This is a genomic window from Streptococcus oralis SK304, assembly GCF_000287715.1.
Classification (GTDB): Bacteria; Bacillota; Bacilli; order Lactobacillales; family Streptococcaceae; genus Streptococcus; species Streptococcus oralis_Y.
This window is the reverse complement of the sequence record NZ_ALJN01000021.1, coordinates 56,673-76,984: the sequence shown is the minus strand read 5'-3', so window position 1 is coordinate 76,984 and position 20,312 is coordinate 56,673. Positions and strand designations below refer to the sequence as shown.

The window sequence follows — 20,312 nt, the reverse complement described above, 5'->3', positions numbered from 1 at the left end:
TATTCTCATTTACCGTATGCAAGGCCTAAATTTTTCTCAAATTGCTAAGTTGCTTCATCGTCATCCGTCTAGTATTAGTTGCGAGTGGAAATGACATCTAAGAGAAGGACGCTATTCTCTAAGGGTGATAGACTTGACCTGCTTACGGGCTTTCAAAAGGTATTTTAAAAAGTAATCCCGAGTGGATGTTTGACAGTAGTTATCTAGTTTTGTATAGTGAAGGCAAGGTCCTATCTTCTAAATTTAAACTCACCCCATGACGTTATCGTTGGCAAGCTATTAAAGTGGTTTTCTAATGTAAATTACAGTTCTCTGAAAACAGTGGAAGTAGAAACATAAAGTTTTTGAGCGGTATTCGTTAAGGAACGTTTTTAGTAAGTAGTTGAGTCATGTTTTGTTGAACAAGGTTTGAAATCTGGTAATTTTTCTTTACAATAGGAGTACAGATACAAGAACCTATTGTGAGGTGCGATCATTATAGTTCTTATGAGGTTTTGTCTACAACAAAACGGGCTCCATTATATCCGTTATCTGAGTTGATGCTCTTGCCGTGCCAGTGATGGTTGATCCCCCATATCCTTAAAAAATTGATGAAAAGAAGCATGTTGATACTCTCATAGTGTTTCTCTGTAAATGGCTTCTCCAATACGCTCTTCTCTTGTTCGAAGTTCGGTAAATAAGAAAGATTATAGGAGATGATTTCATAGTTAAATTCTTCTAAATTTGTGCAGCATTTTTCCATTGTTTTTGACATCTTAAATTGGTGTTGAAATGGTCATTGCTTTCTTACTTAAGAGAGAAATACTGATGTCTGCGACGAATACGAGCTATTAGACACATAACTTTCATCTTTTCATTGTTCACTATAAAACTGCGATTTTTAATTCGAGAGTGGCTCTACAATAGCCGTAATTTCCTTTATGTTCGGTATAAATAGCTTGTATTTCAGTTTTGATCATTAATCTTATCAAGCTCCTTTAACTGGTAGCAATATGTCGAATGAGTACGTTTGATAATCTTTAGAAGAATATCAAAATGAAACTCCAAGCTTAATTCTGGAACAATTTCTGTCTTTTCTTCCTTCAATCAAAATAAAACTACATTCTTTTCTTGAAAATGTTCTAGAACTGCCATTCGGTTTCAACTAGCCCCGCTTTTTGTTCTTAGTTCATTGATTGGAGATTTATCTTCATAACTCAATTTCATAATAAAACACCCCAGAAAGTTAGATTTTTCTGTCTAACTTTTTGGGGTGTAGTTACCAATAAAGGGCTAAGTGCATTTAGGAGACTACACTTCAAATTCATAGAGTGCTGTAGATAAATAACGTTCGCCGTTATCCGGTGCTAAAGCAAGGACTTTCTTCCCTGTACCTAATTTCTTGGCAACATCAATTGCCCCGTAAATCGCTGCAGCTGAAGAAATCCCAATAAGGAAGCCTTCTTTTCCACCAATTTCACGGCCAAGTGCTAGAGCATCATCTGACGTTACGCGGACGATACCATCATAGGCCTTTGTATCAAGTGTTTCAGGAATAAATCCAGCTGAGATGCCTTGAATTTTGTGAGGCCCTGGTTTTTCACCAGACAAGATAGCTGACTCGTCTGCCTCAACTGCATAAACTTGAATGTTTGAATTTGCTGCTTTAAGAGCGTGAGAAACACCTGAGATCGTTCCACCAGTACCAACACCACCCACAAAAGCATCTAGTCCATCAGAACCGAAAGCAGCCAGTATTTCAGCTCCTGTTGTTCTTTCGTGTACTTCTGGGTTAGCTGGGTTATTAAATTGGAGTGGAAGGAAGCCGTCACGTTCAGCAGCGATTTCCTGAGCTTTGGCAATAGCCCCTTTCATTCCTTCGCTACCAGGAGTGAGGACGAGTTCAGCACTATAAGCTTGGATAATCTTGCGTCGTTCTACACTCATCGTTTCAGGCATGACGATAACAACTTTATATCCTTTAGCGGCACCAACCCATGAAAGACCGATGCCAGTGTTTCCACTCGTTGCTTCAACAATGGTAGCACCCGGTTTTAGAATACCATCTTGTTCCGCTTTTTCAATCATGCTAAGGGCAATACGGTCTTTTACTGACGATCCAGGGTTAAAGGCTTCTAGTTTAACATAGACGTCTGCAGCACCCTCTGGAACAATGTTGTTAAGTTTAACAATCGGTGTTTGTCCGATTAGTTCAGTAATATTATTATAAATAGCCATAGATATACCTCTTTGTATAAGATGATACTAGTATAACGCGCTTAAGGCTATTTGTAAAATATAGAAATCCTATCAAAGTGATAGGATTTTTTTATATCAAAGGTCTAAGCCATTAATTTTTAATCGATTGTGATAAGCCAATTCTAATAAATAGATGTAAAGAGGGAGGATGTCTGTTTTTTTAGGGAATTCAAATTTATGGAAACTCAGATGCTCATTATGTGCTTTTAGAAAGACATTTTCTAAATAAGTAATCGTAATCTCACTATCATCTATACCTGCTCCAGCAGTTTCCATTTCAACGTTTACAATGTTCATCAAAAAGAGTGACTTAGCAGACACCTTGCGACCAGTGGCACCTTGCTTATCAGTAAAAATAATACGGATATTTGTAAAGATAATTGAATCACGAATAGGTTTATACCCGCTTTGAATTTCTTCGTTTTCTAGTAGGTATTGACCATATTCTTTGATAAGAGTCTCTTTCTTTTCCTCGCTAAAGTTTCCAGCAAGTCCTTGAATAAATTTTCCAAAAACCATAATTTCTCCTTTTTTACACTAAGTTTACAGGAACTTCAACCTCTCGTAAACCTTGATCAGTTAAAGTGATTTTTCCATTAAAGAACTCAACGAGAGCAGCTTTGATATTTTCTTTCTCTTCCTTATTAACATAGATCATTGTATCAACTTGATCTGTAAAATTTGTCTCGAGTTCTATGAGTTTATGCTCTCTAAGGAAATTGCCATATTCTTGATACTGAGCGTAAGACATCTGAATGGTTATGCCAGCCTGTTCTTTGATTTCAATAATGCCAATTTCTTTGACAGCCAAGGCCACACTACCTGCATAAGCACGAATCAAACCACCAGCACCTAGTTTGATGCCACCAAAATAGCGGGTAACTACTACACAGACATTGGTAAGATTATGATTTTCTAAGACTCCGAGCATAGGGACTCCAGCAGTACCACTAGGCTCCCCATCATCACTCGTACGCTTGATTTCACTGCGTTCCCCTACAATAAAAGCAGAGCAGTTATGGGTGGCTTTATAGTGTTCTTTTTTGATGGTAGTGATAAAATCACGGGCCTCTTCTTCGCTATAAATACGCTTGACATGGCAGATAAAACGGGATTTTTTGATTTCTTCTTGGACCTGCCCATCCTCTTTAATTGTTCTAAATTCCATGATTTAATTGTACTAAAAAAATACCTAAAGTGCGAGATTTTTACGAATATTAAAGTATGAAAGTAAATCCAAATTACCTCGGTCGCTTGTTTACTGAGAAAGAATTAACTGAAGAGGAACGACAGATGGCGGTGAAACTGCCGGCAATGAGAAAAGAGAAGGGAAAATTGCTTTGTCAACGTTGTAATAGTACGATTCTAGAGGAATGGTATTTGCCTATCGGTGCCTACTATTGCAGGGAGTGTTTACTGATGAAGCGAGTCAGGAGTGATCAAGCATTATACCATTTTCCGCAGGAAGATTTTCCTAAGCAAGATGTTCTCAAATGGCGTGGTCAGTTAACCCCTTTTCAGGAAAAGGTGTCAGAGGGATTGATCCGAGCAGTTAAAAAGAAGGAACCGACTTTAGTTCATGCTGTAACAGGAGCTGGAAAGACGGAGATGATTTATCAGGTTGTGGCCAAAGTGATTGATGAAGGTGGTGCAGTTTGTTTGGCCAGCCCTCGAATCGATGTGTGTTTGGAGCTGTATAAACGACTACAGAATGACTTTGCTTGTGAGATAGCACTACTTCATGGTGAGTCAGAACCCTATTTTCGAACACCACTAGTTGTTGCAACGACTCATCAGCTGTTAAAATTTTATCATGCTTTTGACTTGCTGATAGTGGATGAAGTAGATGCCTTTCCTTATATTGACAACACTATACTTTACTATGCTGTAAAGAATAGTGTAAAGGAGGATGGATTAAAGATATTCCTTACAGCAACTTCTACAGATGAGTTAGATAGGAAAGTTCGCACAGGAGAATTAAAACAATTAAGCTTGCCGAGACGGTTTCATGGAAATCCTTTGATTATTCCTAAACCTGTCTGGTTATCAGATTTTAATCGCTGTTTAGAGAAAAATCAGTTGTCATCTAAGTTAAAGACCTACATTGAGAAACAGAGAAGAACAGGTTATCCATTGCTAATTTTTGCATCAGAGATTAAGAAAGGCGAGAAACTAAAAGAACTCTTGCAGGAACAGTTTCCAAATGAAAACATCGGCTTTGTGTCCTCTGTCACAGAAAATCGATTAGAGCAGGTACAAGCTTTTCGAGATGGAGAGTTGACAATCCTTATTAGTACGACAATCTTGGAACGTGGGGTTACCTTCCCTTGTGTGGATGTTTTCGTTGTAGAAGCTAATCATCGTCTCTTTACCAAGTCTAGCTTGATTCAGATTGGTGGGCGAGTTGGGCGTAGTATGGATAGACCGACTGGTGAATTGCTCTTCTTTCATGATGGATTAAATGTTGCCATCAAAAAAGCAATCAAGGAAATTAAGCAGATGAACAAGGAGGCAGGTTTATGAACTGTTTATTATGTGGACAGACAATAAAGAGTGACTTCACATTTAGTCACCTCTTGCTGTTTAAGAATGAGAACAACTATCTTTGTTCAGATTGTGAGTCTACTTTTGAGAAAATTGGTGAGGACTATTGCCCGAACTGTATGAAAGCAGGCTTGTCAACCATGTGTCAAGATTGTAAACTTTGGTGTAAAGAAGAGATTCGAGTCGATCATAATGCAATCTTCACCTATAATCAAGCTATGAAAGACTTCTTTAGTCGATATAAGTTTGATGGGGATTTTCTACTTAGAAAGGTTTTTGCTCCTGTTCTAGCTAATGAATTGAAAAAGTATGGAGACTATCAATTTGTTGTTATTCCCCTAAGTCCTGAAAGATTGCTTGAGAGGGGATTTAATCAGGTTGAAGGTTTGGTTGAGGCAGCAGGTTTTTCTTTTCAAGATTTACTAGGGAAAAGAGAAGAGACGGCTAGTTCTTCTAAGAATCGCTCGGAACGATTAGCTACCGAAATTCCATTTTTTATTAAAGATGGAATCTCACTTCCTAAGAAGATTTTGCTGATTGATGACATCTATACAACAGGTGCGACTGTCAATCGTGTGAAGCGTCTTTTTGAAGAAGCAGGAGCTTTGGATGTTAAAACTGTTTCCCTTGTAAGATGAGGAAAAAATTTGCAAAATGAAAATGAAAGCGCTATAATATAGTTAGAAAAACAAAAATGTTTAGAAAGAAGGTACTTATATGATTAAATATAGTATCCGTGGTGAAAACCTAGAAGTAACAGAAGCGATTCGTGATTATGTAGTTTCTAAACTCGAAAAGATCGAAAAGTATTTTCAACCTGAGCAAGAGTTGGATGCACGTGTGAATTTGAAAGTTTACCGTGAAAAAACAGCAAAAGTTGAAGTAACGATTCCACTTGGATCTATTACTCTCCGTGCAGAAGATGTTTCTCAAGATATGTATGGCTCTATCGATCTTGTAACTGATAAAATTGAACGTCAAATTCGTAAAAATAAAACAAAAATCGAACGGAAGAATAAAAATAAAGTTGCGACAAGCCAACTCTTTACAGATGCCCTAGTTGAAGATGCAGATGTTGTGCAACCCAAAGTCGTTCGTTCAAAACAAATTGATTTGAAGCCAATGGATTTAGAAGAAGCGCTTCTTCAAATGGATTTATTGGGACATGATTTCTTTATCTATGTAGATGTAGAAGATCAAACAACAAATGTTTTGTATCGTCGTGAAGATGGTGAGGTTGGTTTGCTCGAAGTAAAAGAATCATAAAATTGAAATAACTAATAAGAGTGGTTTACTGATTTGTAAACCACTTTTTCTTGTGCCTATAAGTAAGTAGAAAAACGAGGAAATCCTTGATAAAACAGTCAGAATCGGCCCCTATAATCTGAACTTATAGGGGTGTTTATATTTATTAAGTAGACAAAATAATATCCTAAGGGATAGAATGGGGTTGTCAACAAATAGCGAATACAAAAATGTAAGCGCTCTTATAACAATTAAAGGAGTCATGACTATGGCAACAAAAGAAGAAATTTTACGCGAACTATATCCTGAGGACCTTTTTCACTATGCGGATGGTCTAACTTTGGGAGAAGCAGAGGTTTTACAAGAAACTCGCCGTTTGATTGAGAAATATCTCCGTCCGGTTATTAATGAATACTGGGAAAAACCTGATTTTCCTTTTGAAGAATTCTATGCTGTGGCTAAGGGCGCTCAAATTATGAACAATCCAAAATTGTTTGAGGGACGTGAAGGTAGCTGGAAACCATCTGAACTTTATATTGCCTTCTTGTATCTTGAACTTGCTCGCTTCGATGCTTCTATGGCAACATTCTACACCGTTCATGGCGGACTTTGCTACAACACAATTCTCTTGGGTGGTGATGAGCGTCAACAAAAAGAATTTCTTCCAAAACTAGCTGCATTTGATTGGCAAGGTTGCTTCGCTTTAACTGAACCTCTTTCAGGTTCTGATATTGCTGGAGGACTTGCAACTACTGCAGAACGTGTTGGAGACAAGTGGATTCTAAATGGTGAAAAACGCTGGATTGGTGGTTCAGACACTGCAGACGTTGTTCCTGTATTTGCTCGTGATGTTGCGGATGGCAAGGTGAAATGCTTTATCGTTCGTAAGGGAGCACCGGGATATCATGCAGAACCAATCCCACATAAAATCGCTCTTCGTTGTGTCCGCAATGGCCATATCACCATGAAGAATGTAGAGGTTCCAGATTCAGACCGTTTGGTAAATATCAATGGTTTTGGTGATGTAGCCCGTATCTTGACCTTCACTCGTGCGGACGTTGCTCACATTGCTATGGGAGTGACTTGTGGATCTTATGTAGCAGCTCTTAAATATGCTAAAGATCGCGAACAGTTCAAACGTCCAATTGCCAAATTCCAAATTGTTCAAGAAAAATTGGCTCGTATGCAAGCAAATGCTGTAGCAGTTATTGCTTATTCAACTCGTATTGCTGAGATGCAAGAGAAAGGTAATGAATTGATGCTTAACTCTGCTCTTGCTAAGATGCACAATTCCTTGGTGATGCGCGAAACAGTTGCCCTTGCTCGTGAAACTTGCGGAGGTAATGGTATTACACTTGAGACAGACGTTGCTCGTTTCTTTGCAGATGCTGAATCAATCTATACCTATGAAGGTTCACACGAAGTGAATGCCTTGATTGTTGGTCGTGAGATTACTGGACTAGGTGCCTTTGTTTAATGTCAGAAGGGCGATTGAAGGATTTCTGTTCAATCGTCCTTGCTTCATGCACTGGATTTTTGTAAAATAAGAAGGAGAGAATAATGATATCTAAGGTGATGATTATTGGTTCTGGTCAAATGGGAAGCGGAATTGCTCAAGTATTTGCTCAGGCTGGTTTTACAGTTTACTTAAACGATATTAAAGAAGAATTTGTTCAAAGAGGCTTGAATAATATCACAAAACAATTGGAACGTTCAGTTGAAAAAGGACGGATGTCTGCGGATGAGAAGGATCAGGTATTAGCCAATTTGCTTCCATCTGTTTCATATGAAGATGCGAAACAAGTCCAATTGGTGATTGAAGCTGCAACTGAGAATCGTGAGATTAAGTTGAATATTTTCAAACAATTGGATGAATTGACAGATCCTAAAACTATCTTAGCATCAAACACATCCTCTTTGTCAATCACGGATATAGCTGCTGCTACTAAACATCAGGAGCGCGTGATTGGAATGCACTTCTTTAATCCTGCCCCAATCATGAAACTTGTAGAGGTTATTAAGGCCTTGCAGACTTCAGAAGAAGTGGTTCAGGCGGTTCGTGAATTGACAGTGAAAATTGGTAAAACACCAGTTGATGTTAAAGATTCTTATGGTTTTGTTGTGAACAGAATTTTGATTCCTATGATCAATGAAGCCATTTACATTCTAGGTGAAGGAGTGGCTAGTGCCGAGGAAATCGATGAAGCGATGAAACTTGGTGCAAATCATCCTATTGGACCTTTGGCTCTTGCTGACTTGATTGGGTTGGATGTTTGTTTGGCTATTATGGGCGTCCTAAACCAAGGGTTTGGTGATCAAAAATACCGTCCTGCTCCTCTTCTTAAGAAAATGGTCGAAGCAGGAAAATTGGGACGGAAGACAAAAGAAGGCTTCTTTACTTACTAGACACTGATGGAGGTAGTCATGAAAGACGTAGTTATTGTTTCGGCAGTGCGAACACCTTTAGGTTCCTTTGGCGGGAGCTTGAAGAATGTTTCTGCTGTTGATTTGGGATCTTTGGTAATTAAGAGTGCTTTGGAAAAAGCGAATATTAAACCAGAGCAGGTAGATGAAGTGATTATGGGGAATGTCCTAGGCGCAGGTTTAGGCCAAAACGTGGCTCGCCAAATGAGTATTCATGCTGGGCTTCCTGAATTTACACCAGCCTTTACCATTAATAAGGTTTGTGGTTCCGGTTTGAAGGCAGTGCAGTTAGCTGCTCAAGCGATTCAGTGCGGAGATGCAGATATTGTCGTGGCTGGTGGTGCAGAAAACATGAGCCAAGCTCCATATGTTTTGCCAAGCTTCCGTTGGGGTGGCCGTATGGGAGATTCGAAAGTGGTAGATACCATGATTAAGGACGGTTTGTCTGATGCCTTTAACGAATACCATATGGGAATTACAGCTGAGAATGTGGCCGAAGAATATGGTATTAGCCGGGATGATCAAGATGCGCTTGCTTTGGAATCACAAAAACGAGCAGTGGCGGCTATAGAATCTGGACGCTTTAAGGAAGAGATCGTTCCGGTGGTCATTCCTCAACGTAAAGGCGATCCTATCGTCTTTGATACAGATGAATTTCCTAGAAAAGATGCTAGCTTGGAGAGTCTGTCTAAGCTACGTCCTGTTTTCAAAAAAGACGGTTCTGTTACAGCGGGAAATGCCTCAGGTATCAATGACGGAGCAGCGGCTGTCTTGGTCATGAGTGCTGAAAAAGCTGAAGAACTAGGACTTCCAGTCATTGCTCGCATTCGTTCGTATGCAAGTGCAGGTTTGGATCCTAAGATTATGGGATGTGGACCGATTTATGCGACTCGCAAAGCTCTTGAAAAAGGCAATTTGACAGTTGATGATCTTGACTTAATCGAGTCAAATGAAGCCTTTGCTGCTCAGGCTTGTGCGGTTGGTAAAACACTTGGCTTTAACACAGATATTGTCAATGTCAATGGTGGCGCGATAGCTCTTGGTCACCCAATTGGGGCCTCAGGTTGCCGTATCCTAGTGACTCTGGTACATGAGATGATGAAACGTGATGCTAAAACTGGTTTAGCAACTCTCTGTATCGGAGGAGGGATGGGAACAGCCCTCATCGTTGAACGTTAGTTATTAGAAAACTGAACGTCATTTCCTCTTTTTCAATATTACGATTACAAAATGAGATTTTGATCCGATCTCATAGTTACATACCTTATCAAGTGTCTTTCTCTAAAAGGGCTTGATAAGGTATTTTTATTTTTCCCAAAACTTTAAGGATGGATTGGACGACCATATCCTATAAGCTGAACTTATAGGTCTATAAATAAAGATTAAGTAGACGGATGAAAAAAAAAGTTTATGATGAAAATGTAAGCTCTTACATTTTGTGTTGGTATTTGTTGACGCTGTACTCTGTACTCAAAATAAATCAAGTAGGAGCAGAACAATGAGTAAAACTGTTTTATTAGAGGTTAAGAATGGTCTTGGCTATCTAACAATTAACCGTCCATCGGCTTTGAATGCTTTAAGTTCAGAAGTCTTAAAGGATTTGAATCTCGCTTTAGACCAGATTGAAGCAAGCGAGGACATTCGTGTTGTCATTGTGACCGGTCAAGGAGAGAAAGCATTTGTCGCGGGAGCAGACATTAAAGAGATGGACCAAATGTCTCCAATTCAGGCTCATGAATACATGACCTATGCGAACGACACCTTTACCCGCTTATCTGAATTGACTCAGCCAACTATTTCAGTATTGAATGGTTATGCTTTGGGAGGCGGTTTAGAATTAGCTCTTTCAACTGATATCCGAATCGGCTATGACAAGACAATGGTTGGCTTCCCTGAAGTCGGCTTGGGAATCATTCCTGGTTTTGCAGGTACCCAAAGAATGTCTCGTTTGATTGGTACTAGTAAAACAAAGGAATTAATTTTCACTGCTAGAATGGTTAAAGGACAAGAAGCATATGATCTTGGAATTCTTAACAAGTTGGTATCAGCAGAAGAACTATTGCCTGCGGCAGAAGAGCTAGCAGCAGCGATTATGAAAAATGCACCGCTAGCAGTTGAAAAAGCTAAACATATTATCCAAGTTGGCTCAGAACTCCCTCTGAAAAATGCTATTCGTTTGGAAACAGAAGCGGAAGCTCTACTCTTCTCAACAGAAGATAAGATAGAAGGAATGCGCGCTTTTGTTGAAAAACGCAAAGCTGTCTTTCAACGTAAATAAGAGAGGAGATAGGTTATGAAAGTTGTAACATTGTCTGAAGCTATTTCCTTGATTCATTCAGGAGATAAAGTTGGTATTTCTGGATTTCTTGGAGTGGGAGAACCATTTGAGTTAATTGAGGAACTAGTTCGTCAAAACCAGCAAGATTTGACCTTGGTGTCTGTTGTAACCTCTCAACCAGGTAAGGAAGTTGGAGTTGGTCGTCTTTGTGAAAATCATCAGGTTACAAAGTATATTGCAGCCCATGTAGGAACATCTGCTGCTGCTCAGCATGATTATTTCTCAGGAACCATGAAAGTGGAGTTCACTCCGATGGGAACTGTCGTAGAACGCTTACATGCTGCAGGTGCGGGTCTTGGAGCAGTTTTAACGCCAACAGGTGTAGGAACAATTCTTGAAGATGAGCACGAAAAAGTAACTCGAAATGGAAAAGAATATTTGATTTATGATCCATTGAAGATTGATATTGCCTTGATTAAAGCTACTAAGGCTGATAAATATGGTAATCTTTATCTAGATGGGACTACTAAAAACATCTCTCTTCAACTCGCTCTAGCGGCTGATACAGTCATTGTTGAGACAAACGAGTTGGTTGAAGTCGGGGAAATTGATCCAAATGATATTTACATCCCTGGTATCCTAGTTGACTATGTCGTTCAAGGATTGACACCACAAGAGCATCATCAGATGATGGGAGACTTGTGGACAGAGACAAAAAAACTGGCGGGGGTGAAGTAAAATGAAAGCAAAAGAAATTATCGCAAGACGTGTAGCGCTTGAATTTAAAGATGGAGATGTGGTCAATCTTGGATTTGGGATTCCAAACGCTTCTGCTGATTATATTCCTGAAGGAGTAAATGTTATTTTGCAGGCAGAAAATGGCGCCCTTCGATTTGGAGAAACACCAACTAAGGACACCTATAATGCCAATTTAGCGAACTCTGGTGGAGCTCCTATCACATTATTACCAGGAGCAGCCTTGTTTGATCTACAAACTTCCTTTGCAATTATTCGTGGTGGACACGTGGATGCAACTGTTCTGGGAGCGCTAGAAGTCAGCCAAGATGGTAGCATTGCGAACTGGATTATCCCAGGGAAATTTGCTCCTGGTATGGGTGGCGCAATGGACTTATTGGTAGGTGCTAAGCGTGTAATCGGGGCTATTCAACACACAACTGCTGATGGGGAATCTAAGTTGTTGAAAGAATGTACCTTGCCACTTTCAGCTAAGGGAGTATTGGATCTCGTTATCACTGATTTAGCGGTCTTTGGAATTCAAGATGGTAAGTTCTTATTGAAAGAGTTGGCTCCTGGTGTGACATTAGAAGAAGTTCTTGAAAAAACAGCTGGGGAAGTCATTGTCTCAGAAGACCTAAAAACAATGCCGATTTAAGCAAAAAAAGAGCTATTTTCTACTTAGTGTGTTATGATATAAACTAGATAGTATTGTAAGCGCTTTATATACAACGTTAAAATGAAGTATTCGAAATGTTATTTCGATAAAAAGTCAGTAGACAACTATCAAACACTAGAATAGTTGTCTAATTGACTTACTAAAATAGTGAAGGAAAGCTAGGTGATGGGTAAGTGGATATTATCCAAATGAACTATTTCATCAATATCATAGAATGCGGATGCAACCTTTCCATTGCTGCAAAGAAGATTCACATTAGTCAATCAGCCTTGAGTCAATTCGTGACAAATTTTGAAGCAGCTGAAGGGGTTCAATTATTCAATCGCAAGAATGGAAGATTAGAAAGTTTAACAGAGACGGGACGCAAAATTTATCGTTATGCGACCGAGATTGTGAATCGACATGAAGAAATGCTTTCCATGATCCATATAGAAGCTCAAAAGCAAAAAGGCACCATTAATTTTGGTATTCCGTCCTTGATTTTACGAGTTTATTTTGCTAGTGCCTTGCCTCATTTTCTGAAAAATAATCCTCATATCCATATCCAGGTTACGGAAGGTGGAGGGAAGGAAATTCGTCAAAAAATGGTTGATGGAGATTTGAATCTCTCTATTCTGATAGAGCCTACGAGCCTGGATGCTAAAAAATATGAACAACATATCATTCAATTGGATGAATACGTTGCTTATATGGATAAGGATCATCCGCTGGCTCAGAAAAGCTTGTTGGAATGGTCTGATATTGCTGGTTATGAATTGGCAACCTTCAACAAAACATTTACGACTTATGATTTAGTGACAGAAAAACTTCGTTCACAACGAATTGAGGCTAAATTTGCTTATCTTTCCTCTACTTGGGACTTCCTAGTTGAATCAACTCATCAGACAGATTTGATTGCCCTTTTGCCAAGGCCGGTTGAATATTTTGTGGACAAGAGTCGTTTTAAGGCAGTTAGATTCAAGGATCCTATTCCATTTAATATTTGGTTTTGTAGACCCTATAAAAACTCCTACAATGAAGTAGAGTCTTATATATATGAAGAATTGTTGAAAGATTATTACCAACCGTTTTCTGACAACTAAGCTGAGGTGAATGCGATGACCTATAATGACGTGCTGGCGCGAGAATTGAAGGCAGACGTGAAAGTGTTGATTCGGGACTATTTCAAGTCTCGTGAGGATGAACAACAGTTCCCTAGAGAATTGCTTTATCAGTTTATTGAGCGATTTGATATCTTTTCCTTGCTTTTAGATAGTCAAGATTCTGTTTTGAGAACCGAGTTTTTGACCTTTATTCGCTTGATTTCAAAAGATTTCCCTGCTTTTTCTGCTGTTCTGCTAACTCAGGCATGTTATGGTATCTATCCTATTTTACGATATGGAAGTCAGGAACAAAAATCGCGTTATGTAGAACCATTAGTAAGGGGAGAAATCTTAGCTGGCTTGGGATTTTCCGAAGGAAAATTGATGGAAAGCTTGGAGGTTATTGCAACAACCGCAAGGAAAACAGAGGCAGGTTGGTCTTTAACTGGGAAGAAGTCAATTGTATCAAATTGCCGCTATACAGATATTTTGTTAATCTTAGCCAAGGTTCAGGAAACTAACGGAGAAGATGGATATGGATTTTTCATTGTTGATACGACTCGACCGGGGGTTGCTTTTGGAGATGATATAGCAAAACCTGGTTTACAGGGTTTACCTGTGAATTCGGTAACTTTTGACCAGGTCATATTGCCAGAAGATAGTCTGCTAGGATTGACCTTAAATGGGGAAACTCAGTTAAATGATATTATCAAAAAATTACAGCTAGGATTAAGCGCAATCTCTATTGGTATCTCTGAGGGAGCTTTTGAAAAAGGTCTGGCTTTTGTAAAGGTCAAAAGAGGATTTGGGAAACGATTAATCGATGCGACAGTCTATCAACATCAATTTGCAGACTTGTATACTAAGCTGTGTGCGGCTGAATCTTACTTTGCCTCCTACAAGGACAGGATGAAGGCGGATTCTCTCTTTGTATCTCAGATAAAACTTTATACGACAAAAGTAGCAATTGAGATTTCTGAGGAAATTATTAGATTAATTGGACCTCTTCAAACCTTGGATGACATCCCCATAGACCGTTATCTAAAGGATGCCAAAACGATTGAAATCTATGGAAAATCTGGGGATTCGATTCGTAAAAGAATAGCAGCCCAATGGATAAAGGAGTAAAGCATGGCAGAACTCACCTTACAGGAATATCAATTTCATGATATGAAACTGACATGGCTACGTGGAGCCGATAAATTGACGGATGCAGGGACTCTTTTTGGTCCGGTTCCGAAAGTTGTGTGGTCTCGTTACTACCCAACAAATGATGCTAATATGATGGCAGAATTGACGGATCCTATTTTGATCCAGTACAAGGGTAAAAATTACTTGATAGATGCAAGTTTTGATACAGCAAAATTATCCGATAAACAAAGGCGTAACTTAGGAATCTTGTCTGAAAGTCGGGTAGAAGAAAGTTTAGCTCTTTTAGGACTATCGCCTGAAGACATTGACATCGTGCTGATGACACATATGCACCACGATCATTCTGGTGGCTTGACGTATGTGAATGATCAAGGGAAGCTGGTTTCCAAGTATCCAAACGCCAAGATTATTGTGAATGATGTCGAATGGTATGAGATGAGAAACCCTAATGATCGAACGCGGGGAACTTATCTGAGAGAAAATTGGGAACCGATTCAAGATCAGGTGACGACTTTCTCAGAGTATATCAATGTCGTTCCAGAAATCCAAATGATTCACACAAGTGGTCACAGCAATGGCCACAGTATTATCTTGCTCAAACAGGGGAAAGATACGATGATCCATATGGGGGACTTGATGTTATCACATGTTCATCGAAATCCTCTCTGGGTTCCAGCAGTTGATGATTATCCTATGAAATCAATTTTAGCCAAAAAGAAGTGGTTGCGTCAGGCTTTTGAGAATCATTATAAGTTTTTCTTTTACCATGATCAATTTTTCGCGGTGGTAGAGTTTGACAAGGATGGGAAGGAATTTGTAGATTATGTTCTACGTTCTCGCCCCCCACTTATTCCTTTTACAGATCAGCAGGATCGTAAGCCAGATTTTTTAGGATAGCAGAATATGAGGAGACAAATATAACATTTTCTTGTTGACGGGGATATTGGTGCATCATGCATCCATTTGCCAACAAGAATCAACAGAAAATAAAAGGAGGACTCATATGTCAATTACAAAACTTTTACAGATTCAATATCCAATTTTCCAAGGGGCTATGGCTCAAATCTCGCACTATCAACTAGCAGCAGCTGTTTCTGAGGCTGGAGGTCTGGGAATTATCGCTTCGGGTGGTATGACCGGAGAGCAGTTGCGAGAAGAAATTCGTGAACTGAGAAAGTTGACAGATAAGCCTTTTGGTGTCAACATCATGTTGATGATGAAAAATATCAAGGATATTGTGACCGTTATCATCGAAGAAAAGGTTCCAGTGGTAACTACAGGTGCAGGAACTCCTAAGCATATCATGCCTTACTTGAAAGAAGCAGGAATCAAGGTTATTCCAGTTATTGCCAGTGTCAAGCATGCTCAAAAAATGCAAGAATTGGGAGTTGATGCTGTAATCGCTGAAGGTTCAGAAGCTGGTGGCCATATTGGAGAGACCAATACAATGGCTCTTATCCCACAAATCGTTGATGCCGTAACGATTCCAGTCATTGCTGCAGGAGGTGTGGCAGATGGTCGTGGACTTGCTGCTGCGATTGCCCTAGGTGCACAAGGAGTTCAAATGGGAACAGTTTTTCTTGCTTCAGAAGAATGCCCGATTTCTCCAGCCTATAAAGAAGCTATTTTGGCGGCAAGTGATACAGCGACTGCGGTTACAGGTCGCATCGCGGGAGCGCCAGTTCGTTGTATTCGCAATGAGATGACGGATCACTACATTGAATTAGAACAGAAAGGTACAAACCGAGAGGAACTGGAAGAAATTACGATCGGTTCCCTATCTAAGGCTGTCTATGAAGGTGATACAGTTCATGGTTCAATGATGAGCGGACAAATTGCGGGTTTGGTGAAAGACATCAAACCATGTAAGACTATTTTAGAATCAATTGTGAAACAGGCGCAAGAGTGCCTACAAGACATTCGACTAGAATTAGGTGAATAATGTAATCTAGGCGGAAGATTCTGCACTGATGTGGAAAAAGGAGAGCGAGGCATTTGCTATCCTTTTTTATATATGGTTTTTTAAGAGCATCTTGCTATAATAAAAGCAGTGCTTTCTCTTTAAAGGTCGCTTTTTAAGGGCTTTTGTGATATAATAATGCGCAAGAGGTTTAGAATGAAAAAAAATAATTTAATCCCGTTTTCTGCAGTCTTGCTAGGACTTGCAACTTTCGGAATCTTAACTTTGCTGATTATTTTTTCACATAATCTTGCTGTAACAATCACTGTTTTATTTTTATTTGTACTGCTTTATCTGCTTTTATTTGTATGGCAAAAAAAACAGTACGAAAAGAGCGAAATTGAACAAATCCAATATGTAAATCACCAAGCCGAAAATAGCTTGAGTACTTTGCTTGATCAAATGCCGGTGGGAGTCCTGAAATTAGACTTATCTAGTGGCGAAGTGGAATGGTTTAATCCCTATGCTGAGCTGATTTTGACGAATGAAGAAGGGGAAATTGATGTTGAATTAATTCAAACCATCATCAAGGCTTCTGTTGGGAATCCTGGTTCGTATGCTACCTTGGGCGAAACACGGTATGCTGTTCATATGGACAAGGCTTCGGGTGTTTTGTATTTCTTTGATGTTTCTGGGGAGTACGAAGCGACTGTCGAATTGGTAACTAGTCGTCCAGTCATTGGGGTCATCTCAGTAGATAATTACGATGATTTGGAGGATGCGACGTCTGACTCTGATATCAGCCATATCAATAGCTTTGTAGCTAATTTTGTTTCAGAATTTGCTAGTAAGTATGCTATGTTTTCTCGCCGTGTGGGGATGGATCGTTTTTATTTATTCACAGATTACACAGTACTCGAGGAATTGATGAATGATAAATTCTCTGTTATTGATAGTTTCCGAGAAGAATCAAAACAGAGGCAACTAGCCCTAACCCTAAGTATGGGATTTTCTTATGGTGATGGAAACCATGAAGAGATAGGGAAAATTGCCTTGCTCAACTTGAACTTAGCAGAAGTTCGCGGTGGTGACCAGGTGGTGGTCAAGGAAAATGATGAGACCAAGAATCCAGTCTACTTCGGTGGAGGAACTGCTGCGTCTATCAAACGTACTCGTACACGTACGAGAGCCATGATGACAGCCATTTCTGATAAGATTCGAAGTGTTGACCAGGTTTTTGTAGTCGGTCATAAAAATCTAGATATGGATGCCTTGGGCTCTGCTGTCGGTATGCAGTTGTTTGCAAGTAATATTATTGAAAACAGTTACGCTGTCTATGATGCAGATAAAATGTCAGCAGATATCGAGCGTGCTATCCAGTTCTTAAAGAAGGAAGATACTACGAAACTCTTATCTCTTACAGATGCGATGAAGCTAGTTACAAGCCGTTCGTTATTGATTTTAGTGGATCACTCAAAGACGGCTTTGACCTTATCGAAAGATTTTTATGATTTGTTTACTCAAACCATTGTTATTGACCATCATAGACGTGATCAGGATTTCCCTGAGAATACAGTCATCACCTATATTGAAAGTGGAGCAAGTAGTGCGAGTGAGCTGGTCACAGAATTGATTCAGTTCCAAAATTCTAAGAAAAATCGTTTGAGTCGTATGCAGGCTAGCGTACTGATGGCTGGAATGATGCTGGATACCAAGAACTTTACATCTCGCGTAACGAGTCGGACCTTTGATGTGGCTAGCTACCTGAGAACACGTGGAAGCGATAGTATTGCTATCCAGGAGATTGCTGCGACAGATTTTGAGGAGTATCGTGAGGTAAATGAACTCATTTTACAAGGTCGTAAGCTAGCTTCAGATATCTTGATTGCCCAAGCTAAGGACTCAACCACTTATGACACCGTTGTTATCAGTAAGGCTGCCGATGCTATGCTGGCCATGTCCGGTATTGAGGCTAGTTTCGTTCTGGCAAAAAATACACAAGGATTTATCTCCATCTCGGCTCGAAGCCGTAGTAAAATCAATGTGCAACGCATTATGGAAGAGCTGGGTGGTGGAGGTCACTTTAATCTAGCGGCTGCGCAAATCGAGAATATGAATCTGTCAGAAGCAGGAGAAAAATTGACTCAACTAATCTTGGAAGAACTAAAGGAAAAGGAGAAAGAAGAATGAAAGTAATCTTTTTAGCAGATGTTAAAGGAAAAGGAAAAAAGGGCGAAATCAAGGAAATGCCAACTGGCTATGCTCAAAACTTCCTGATTAAAAAGAATTTGGCCAAGGAAGCGACTGCTCAAGCAGTGGGCGAGTTGCGTGGTAAACAAAAATCAGAAGAAAAGGCTCATGCTGAAATGATTGCCGAAGCAAAAGCCATCAAGGCTAAGCTTGAAGCAGAAGAAACGGTTGTAGAGTTTGTTGAAAAGGTTGGACCAGATGGCCGTACATTTGGCTCTATCACTAACAAGAAAATTGCAGAAGAATTGCAAAAGCAGTTTGGTATTAAGATTGACAAACGCAATATTCAAGTGCAAGCACCAATTCGAGCAGTAGGTTTGATTGATGTGCCAGTGAAGATCTATCAAGATGTTACAAGTGTCATCAATCTTCGTGTAAAAGAAGGTTAAGTTTACAACTTCTTGACAAGATTGTAAAAGGAAGGAAAGTCGGATGGCAGAAGTAGAGGAACTGCGAGTTCAACCTCAGGATATTTTAGCAGAACAATCTGTTCTGGGGGCTATTTTTATAGATGAGAGTAAGCTCGTTTTTGTCCGAGAATACATTGATTCTCGTGACTTCTTTAAGTATGCTCATCGGTTGATTTTCCAAGCGATGGTAGATTTGTCGGATCGTGGGGAAGCGATTGATGCGACGACAGTTCGGACGATTTTGGATAGTCAAGGGGATCTCCAAAATATTGGCGGCCTGTCCTATCTTGTTGAAATTGTCAACTCTGTACCAACTTCAGCCAACGCGGAGTATTATGCTAAAATTGTTGCAGAAAAGGCTATGCTACGTCGCTTGATTTCCAAGTTGACAGAGTCTGTCAACCAAGCCTATGAAGCTTCTAAGCCTGCAGATGAAATCATCGCTCAGGCTGAAAAGGGGCTTATTGATGTTAGCGAAAACGCCAATCGTAGTGGGTTCAAGAACATCCGAGATATTCTAAATATCAACTTTGGGAACCTAGAAGTTCGGTCACAACAAACAACTGACATTACAGGTATTGCTACAGGCTACCGTGATTTGGACCATATGACGACAGGTCTCCATGAGGAGGAACTGATTATTATAGCAGCTCGTCCTGCGGTCGGTAAAACAGCCTTTGCTTTGAACATTGCTCAGAATATCGGAACCAAGTTGGATAAGACGGTAGCTATCTTTTCACTGGAAATGGGTGCAGAAAGCCTAGTAGATCGTATGCTTGCGGCAGAAGGTTTGGTGGAGTCCCATTCTATCCGTACGGGTCAATTGACCGATGAGGAATGGCAAAAGTATACCATTGCTCAAGGGAACCTAGCCAACGCGAGTATCTATATCGATGATACTCCAGGGATTCGGATTACGGAAATTCGTTCGCGCTCACGCAAACTGGCTCAAGAAACAGGCAATCTAGGCTTGATTTTGATCGACTACCTACAGCTTATCACAGGGACTGGTCGTGAAAACCGCCAACAAGAAGTTTCTGAAATTTCTCGTCAGTTGAAAATTCTAGCCAAGGAATTAAAAGTTCCAGTCATTGCTCTCAGTCAGTTATCCCGTGGAGTTGAACAGCGTCAGGATAAGAGACCAGTCTTGTCTGATATTCGTGAATCGGGTTCTATCGAGCAGGATGCGGATATCGTAGCTTTTCTATACCGTGACGACTACTACGATCGTGCTGGTGAAGAAGAGGAAGGAATTCCAAATAACAAGGTAGAGGTTATCATCGAGAAAAACCGTAGTGGAGCTCGTGGAACGGTGGAATTGATTTTCCAAAAAGAATACAATAAATTTTCAAGTATCTCAAAGAGGGAGGCATAA

The 20,312-nt window shown here is 39.9% G+C and carries 19 protein-coding genes and 2 pseudogenes; 17 read left to right on the top strand and 4 right to left on the bottom strand.

Annotated features, from left to right (window positions below):
- Nucleotide 1: 1 nt before the first annotated feature.
- Nucleotides 2-91 (top strand): annotated as a pseudogene (locus HMPREF1125_RS12980) (helix-turn-helix domain-containing protein); the annotation flags it as partial.
- A gap of 454 nt (nt 92-545) precedes the next feature.
- On the opposite strand, the pseudogene HMPREF1125_RS12905 reads toward HMPREF1125_RS12980, so the two are convergent.
- The 4 genes and pseudogenes from HMPREF1125_RS12905 to HMPREF1125_RS11295 all read right to left on the bottom strand — a co-directional run.
- Nucleotides 546-1,074, bottom strand: a pseudogene (locus HMPREF1125_RS12905) (transposase); the annotation flags it as partial.
- A 216-nt stretch (nt 1,075-1,290) separates the two neighbouring features.
- Nucleotides 1,291-2,217, bottom strand: coding sequence for a cysteine synthase A (gene cysK, locus HMPREF1125_RS11305; RefSeq protein WP_001029450.1), 927 nt, complete (start codon nt 2,215-2,217; stop codon nt 1,291-1,293).
- A 96-nt stretch (nt 2,218-2,313) separates the two neighbouring features.
- Complete coding sequence (locus tag HMPREF1125_RS11300) at nt 2,314-2,757, bottom strand: PH domain-containing protein (protein ID WP_000231196.1); 444 nt, start codon at nt 2,755-2,757, stop codon at nt 2,314-2,316.
- Nucleotides 2,758-2,770: 13 nt separating this feature from the next.
- The gene (locus tag HMPREF1125_RS11295; RefSeq protein WP_000395759.1) at nt 2,771-3,406 is read right to left on the bottom strand and encodes a YigZ family protein; all 636 of its coding nucleotides are present in this window, start codon (nt 3,404-3,406) and stop codon (nt 2,771-2,773) included.
- Between the two features lie 56 nt (nt 3,407-3,462).
- Between HMPREF1125_RS11295 and HMPREF1125_RS11290 the strand changes: the two genes are divergently transcribed.
- From HMPREF1125_RS11290 to dnaB, 16 genes are all read left to right on the top strand, one after another.
- Entirely contained in the window at nt 3,463-4,761 is a 1,299-nt protein-coding gene (locus tag HMPREF1125_RS11290) for a DEAD/DEAH box helicase (RefSeq protein WP_000867709.1), read from the top strand.
- Nucleotides 4,758-5,420, top strand: coding sequence for a ComF family protein (locus HMPREF1125_RS11285; RefSeq protein WP_000995712.1), 663 nt, complete (start codon nt 4,758-4,760; stop codon nt 5,418-5,420). The genes HMPREF1125_RS11290 and HMPREF1125_RS11285 overlap by 4 nt, the downstream gene beginning before the upstream one ends.
- 79 nt (nt 5,421-5,499) lie before the next feature.
- Entirely contained in the window at nt 5,500-6,048 is a 549-nt protein-coding gene (gene hpf / locus HMPREF1125_RS11280; protein WP_000599116.1) for a ribosome hibernation-promoting factor, HPF/YfiA family, read from the top strand.
- A gap of 247 nt (nt 6,049-6,295) precedes the next feature.
- Nucleotides 6,296-7,504 carry an acyl-CoA dehydrogenase family protein gene (locus tag HMPREF1125_RS11275; protein WP_000201481.1) on the top strand — a complete coding sequence of 403 codons (1,209 nt, stop codon included), beginning with the start codon at nt 6,296-6,298 and terminating at the stop codon, nt 7,502-7,504.
- An 80-nt stretch (nt 7,505-7,584) separates the two neighbouring features.
- Nucleotides 7,585-8,433, top strand: a complete 849-nt coding sequence (locus HMPREF1125_RS11270; RefSeq protein WP_025172369.1) for a 3-hydroxybutyryl-CoA dehydrogenase — start codon at nt 7,585-7,587, stop codon at nt 8,431-8,433.
- Between the two features lie 18 nt (nt 8,434-8,451).
- Entirely contained in the window at nt 8,452-9,630 is a 1,179-nt protein-coding gene (locus HMPREF1125_RS11265; RefSeq protein ID WP_000656061.1) for an acetyl-CoA C-acetyltransferase, read from the top strand.
- A gap of 319 nt (nt 9,631-9,949) precedes the next feature.
- Nucleotides 9,950-10,729, top strand: coding sequence for an enoyl-CoA hydratase-related protein (locus HMPREF1125_RS11260; RefSeq protein WP_000048043.1), 780 nt, complete (start codon nt 9,950-9,952; stop codon nt 10,727-10,729).
- A gap of 15 nt (nt 10,730-10,744) precedes the next feature.
- Entirely contained in the window at nt 10,745-11,467 is a 723-nt protein-coding gene (locus HMPREF1125_RS11255) for a CoA transferase subunit A (protein WP_000869890.1), read from the top strand.
- 1 nt (nt 11,468) lies between these two features.
- Complete coding sequence (locus HMPREF1125_RS11250; RefSeq protein ID WP_000644733.1) at nt 11,469-12,122, top strand: 3-oxoacid CoA-transferase subunit B; 654 nt, start codon at nt 11,469-11,471, stop codon at nt 12,120-12,122.
- 194 nt (nt 12,123-12,316) lie between these two features.
- Nucleotides 12,317-13,225, top strand: a complete 909-nt coding sequence (locus HMPREF1125_RS11245; RefSeq protein WP_000351430.1) for a LysR family transcriptional regulator — start codon at nt 12,317-12,319, stop codon at nt 13,223-13,225.
- A gap of 15 nt (nt 13,226-13,240) precedes the next feature.
- Nucleotides 13,241-14,353 carry an acyl-CoA dehydrogenase family protein gene (locus tag HMPREF1125_RS11240; protein ID WP_000221882.1) on the top strand — a complete coding sequence of 371 codons (1,113 nt, stop codon included), beginning with the start codon at nt 13,241-13,243 and terminating at the stop codon, nt 14,351-14,353.
- Nucleotides 14,354-14,356: 3 nt separating this feature from the next.
- On the top strand, nt 14,357-15,274 hold the full coding sequence (locus HMPREF1125_RS11235) for an MBL fold metallo-hydrolase (RefSeq protein WP_000829419.1): 918 nt from the start codon (nt 14,357-14,359) through the stop codon (nt 15,272-15,274).
- 64 nt (nt 15,275-15,338) lie between these two features.
- A complete protein-coding gene (locus tag HMPREF1125_RS11230; protein WP_268700433.1) occupies nt 15,339-16,319 on the top strand; it encodes a nitronate monooxygenase in 981 nt (326 codons plus the stop codon).
- Between the two features lie 174 nt (nt 16,320-16,493).
- On the top strand, nt 16,494-18,467 hold the full coding sequence (locus tag HMPREF1125_RS11225; RefSeq protein WP_000739977.1) for a DHH family phosphoesterase: 1,974 nt from the start codon (nt 16,494-16,496) through the stop codon (nt 18,465-18,467).
- On the top strand, nt 18,464-18,916 hold the full coding sequence (gene rplI, locus HMPREF1125_RS11220; RefSeq protein ID WP_000864201.1) for a 50S ribosomal protein L9: 453 nt from the start codon (nt 18,464-18,466) through the stop codon (nt 18,914-18,916). The genes HMPREF1125_RS11225 and rplI overlap by 4 nt, the downstream gene beginning before the upstream one ends.
- A gap of 43 nt (nt 18,917-18,959) precedes the next feature.
- On the top strand, nt 18,960-20,312 hold the full coding sequence (gene dnaB / locus HMPREF1125_RS11215; RefSeq protein ID WP_000852474.1) for a replicative DNA helicase: 1,353 nt from the start codon (nt 18,960-18,962) through the stop codon (nt 20,310-20,312).

Excerpts from the sequence above, each read along its gene's own strand:
- cysK (WP_001029450.1), bottom strand. The coding sequence starts at position 2,217 with ATGGCTATTTATAATAATATTACTGAACTAATCGGACAAACACCGATT.
- HMPREF1125_RS11300 (WP_000231196.1), bottom strand. The coding sequence starts at position 2,757 with ATGGTTTTTGGAAAATTTATTCAAGGACTTGCTGGAAACTTTAGCGAG.
- HMPREF1125_RS11295 (WP_000395759.1), bottom strand. The coding sequence starts at position 3,406 with ATGGAATTTAGAACAATTAAAGAGGATGGGCAGGTCCAAGAAGAAATC.
- HMPREF1125_RS11290 (WP_000867709.1), top strand. The coding sequence starts at position 3,463 with ATGAAAGTAAATCCAAATTACCTCGGTCGCTTGTTTACTGAGAAAGAA.
- HMPREF1125_RS11285 (WP_000995712.1), top strand. The coding sequence starts at position 4,758 with ATGAACTGTTTATTATGTGGACAGACAATAAAGAGTGACTTCACATTT.
- hpf (WP_000599116.1), top strand. The coding sequence starts at position 5,500 with ATGATTAAATATAGTATCCGTGGTGAAAACCTAGAAGTAACAGAAGCG.
- HMPREF1125_RS11275 (WP_000201481.1), top strand. The coding sequence starts at position 6,296 with ATGGCAACAAAAGAAGAAATTTTACGCGAACTATATCCTGAGGACCTT.
- HMPREF1125_RS11265 (WP_000656061.1), top strand. The coding sequence starts at position 8,452 with ATGAAAGACGTAGTTATTGTTTCGGCAGTGCGAACACCTTTAGGTTCC.
- HMPREF1125_RS11260 (WP_000048043.1), top strand. The coding sequence starts at position 9,950 with ATGAGTAAAACTGTTTTATTAGAGGTTAAGAATGGTCTTGGCTATCTA.
- HMPREF1125_RS11255 (WP_000869890.1), top strand. The coding sequence starts at position 10,745 with ATGAAAGTTGTAACATTGTCTGAAGCTATTTCCTTGATTCATTCAGGA.
- HMPREF1125_RS11250 (WP_000644733.1), top strand. The coding sequence starts at position 11,469 with ATGAAAGCAAAAGAAATTATCGCAAGACGTGTAGCGCTTGAATTTAAA.
- HMPREF1125_RS11240 (WP_000221882.1), top strand. The coding sequence starts at position 13,241 with ATGACCTATAATGACGTGCTGGCGCGAGAATTGAAGGCAGACGTGAAA.
- HMPREF1125_RS11235 (WP_000829419.1), top strand. The coding sequence starts at position 14,357 with ATGGCAGAACTCACCTTACAGGAATATCAATTTCATGATATGAAACTG.
- HMPREF1125_RS11225 (WP_000739977.1), top strand. The coding sequence starts at position 16,494 with ATGAAAAAAAATAATTTAATCCCGTTTTCTGCAGTCTTGCTAGGACTT.
- rplI (WP_000864201.1), top strand. The coding sequence starts at position 18,464 with ATGAAAGTAATCTTTTTAGCAGATGTTAAAGGAAAAGGAAAAAAGGGC.
- dnaB (WP_000852474.1), top strand. The coding sequence starts at position 18,960 with ATGGCAGAAGTAGAGGAACTGCGAGTTCAACCTCAGGATATTTTAGCA.